Origin of the sequence: Lactiplantibacillus sp. 7.2.4 (assembly GCF_018991185.1) — a bacterium.
Lineage (GTDB): Bacteria > Bacillota > Bacilli > Lactobacillales > Lactobacillaceae > Lactiplantibacillus > Lactiplantibacillus pentosus.
The window spans coordinates 1-3,289 of record NZ_JAGYGS010000113.1; the positions used below are offsets into that span (position 1 = coordinate 1).

Here is a 3,289-nt window from a genome sequence, read left to right on the forward strand (position 1 = left end):
TGTTTAAATTTTCTTCATTTCAATAAAAGACCGGTCTGCCAAAACCCAAAGATTTTAACAGACTGATCTTTATTTACATTAGTACATCTTGACTTATCTTGAAAAAACTTTAATTTATCCTAGCAAGTTGTTGTGACAAAGTTTCCACTTGTTTAGTCAACTTCTCCAGATCGTGACTCTGGTTGAAAGCTTTTAAGTTCGCTTGCACTTGCCGAACACCTTCCTGGACCCTTTCTTGGCCATTAACAGTCAAAGATAGCCAAACAATTCGTCGATCATTTGGATTCACTTGTGATTGAATTAAATTATCTTGAATCAATCGCCAAGTATTCCTGGAAATTAGTGTGCGCGTGACCGTGAATGCATCAGCTAATTCACTAGCAGTAGCTTGCCCATGTTGTTCAAGATAGACTAATATTCCCCACTCACGCATTGAAAATTCAGTTTTGGCCAGTCCTTGCACTAACATCTGGTATGCCTGATTCTGAATAGCTTGCAGGGTTGTTAAGCTCTCAAACTGGTTCTTAATTTGCTGCTGATTTAGCATATAATATCATCCTATTCTTTGTACTGCCGCTGAGTCATTCCGAAGAGTTATAACAAACTACTCATGGCTAATAGTAATAAGCCCCTCAGTGTCATATGTCGTTGGTCAGTTTCATCAGTTCGAGGCAACCATTGATCTACAAAATTAGTAGCCTCTGTTTGACCAGCCTGAACCGGTTTAGCAGCATCGTTGATTGGCTCGGGTTAATAGAAACTCTAAAATCTGTCGATAAACTATTTATAATTCTTATTATAATAAATTGATTCAAACTCATTATGAACGTTAGAAATATTATTAATATGCATTGAAGGTTAATTTTACAATCTACCTAAAACTAAATATAATTTTTCTAACTTAGTTGTTGCACTTAAACTACTGCATACTCATTTTTCAGTCTTACTTAATCTGCCTCGATGATAAATTTTCTTTTGGATTAAGTATTGATCCTGATCTTGAGTAATAAATAACGGAGAACTTTCTTCTATGACATTGCTAAACTCCAAACCATACCATGAAATAGGTGAGGCCGTAATTTTCTGCAAATAGATGCGCCCGCCAATCAATCTTCTATCTAACGAGCTTAACTTATCATTGACAATTAAATCTGCTGGTTGTTCCTTTATAATAACAAACTTAAAGTCGCCGACTTTCCGTTGTCGCTCTGTTGAATACGTGGGTATTTGTGGTTCTAAAATACCTTGTTCCACTAGATGATTTACAATTTGATGTAAATAGACACTAACGGATTGAGATTTCCTAAACCCTAAGTAAAGTTGAACGTTAACAACATTATGCGTCTCAAGTAAATCAACTGTATAATTACTTTCATAAGGTGCATTGGTTTCATTGACTGTAACAAACCAATAAACTTTAGCTCTTTTAGGTTGTCTGTCGAGAATAGAATACATGGTGCTACGCTTAATTTGGTAATCACCCTTAATTTTAGTCATATACACTAAGTTAGTCGTGAACAAAGGTACTGTATTGTCTGCGCTTAATTTAGAGAGTTGATCACGATAGTCAAGAAGTGAAACATACTCGCTTTCTTTCTCATAATGTTCTCTTCGTTTATTTCCAAAGTACCAAAGCCACATAATATAAAGAATGCCCAACATGATTGTTAACGTAACATAACCGCCATGAATAAACTTAACCAAACTTGAAATTAGAAAGATTAACTCAATAAAACCAAAAAACAAGGCAATTATAAGTGCTGTTCCCTTAGCCAGGTGTTTCTTTAAGAATTCATGCAAAAGCACAGTAGTCATAAGCATGGTAATAGTGATCGCTAAACCATACGCGGCCTCCATTTTTTGTGAACTACCAAAGAACCAGACTACACTAATTGTTATTATACATAGTATCCAGTTAACAGTTGCAATATAAATTTGATTTTTTATATTACTTGGATGTCTAATAACCATTCTAGGTAAAAATTTTAAGCCAATTGCTTCATCGACTAAAGTGTAAGAACCCGTAATCAACGCTTGAGAGGCAATAATTGCAGCGAGTGTGGCTAGCAAAATGCCAACTAGGCGCCAAGTTCCGGGGAGCATTTCATAAAAAGGATTTAAGTTCGATAAGTTCCTGTAAGCAGTATCACCTGCATGTCTAATTATCCAAGCACCTTGACCTAAGTAATTTAAAAATAGGGTACTATATACTAGTGGCCATGTTACATAAATATTCTGCTTGCCAACGTGACCCATATCGGAATATAAAGCCTCTGCTCCTGTGGTTGCCAAAAAGATACTTCCAAGTATAAAGATTCCCACTTTGTTAACTGGACTGAATAGTATCCTAATTGCATAATAAGGAGAAATAGCCTTCAATATCATTGGATAATTGATTAGATTAACGATTCCAAAGACAGCCAAAAAGCCAAACCATAAAATCATCACTGGTCCAAAGGATTTCCCAATCATACCTGTTCCAAAATGTTGAATCATAAATAATACGAGTAGAACAACTGTTGTGATAATCAAGACGTTATGTTGAGAATTACTAAACACCACAGGGCCAAGGTGTTGTTTTTTTAATCCCTCAATGGCTGAAGTCACAGTTACTGCAGGAGTTAATGTTCCATCGGCCAAAATGGCCGCCCCGCCAATCAAGGCTGGCCAAATTAACCATTTTGAATTTTTTCGAACCAATGCATATAAAGCAAAAATTCCGCCCTCACGCTTATTATCGGCTTGCATTGCAATGACAACATACTTCAACGTTGTAATGATCATTAATGTCCAAAAAATCAACGAGATCGATCCAATCACGTAATTGGGAGAAATATTTCCCATTTTACCGGCGTCACCAATCAATGCATTCATAACATACAATGGTGAAGTGCCAATATCACCGTACACAATTCCTAAAGTAACAAGTGCCCCCGCAAAAGAAACACGTTCTAGTTGCTTATTCATATTTGCTTGCCTCCAACGCTAATTATTGAAATATAGCACTGCAAAATAGTAAGCCTAAACACGAAGAAAAGCAACTATGCCATATACATCATAATGAAATCACTTTAAAGAAGCTCTTAATTTACAATCTACCTTAACATTAAATTTCTTTCGATACCTTATAAAGGTTGTCCGTTTAATTCCTGTATTACGGGCAACATCGACATCACTCATGCCTGCCTGATAAAGTTTAAAAGCATGTTGCAAGCGGGGATCGTCTTGGGTGTATTGGGGTTTACGCCCATGATATTTACCCTGCTGCTTAGCTAAGGCAATCCCTTGC

3 protein-coding genes are annotated in these 3,289 nt (G+C 36.3%); all 3 read right to left on the reverse strand.

Annotated features, from left to right (window positions below):
* Positions 1-109 precede the first annotated feature (109 nt).
* A complete protein-coding gene (locus KGF70_RS16605) occupies positions 110-547 on the reverse strand; it encodes a MarR family winged helix-turn-helix transcriptional regulator (protein WP_056986434.1) in 438 nt (145 codons plus the stop codon).
* A 383-nt stretch (positions 548-930) separates the two neighbouring features.
* Positions 931-2,967 (reverse strand): KUP/HAK/KT family potassium transporter, encoded by a 2,037-nt coding sequence (locus tag KGF70_RS16610; protein ID WP_015639648.1) that lies wholly within the window; start codon positions 2,965-2,967, stop codon positions 931-933.
* Between the two features lie 99 nt (positions 2,968-3,066).
* On the reverse strand, positions 3,067-3,289 hold a 223-nt coding region (locus tag KGF70_RS16615; protein WP_216786512.1), incomplete at its 5' end, for a helix-turn-helix domain-containing protein.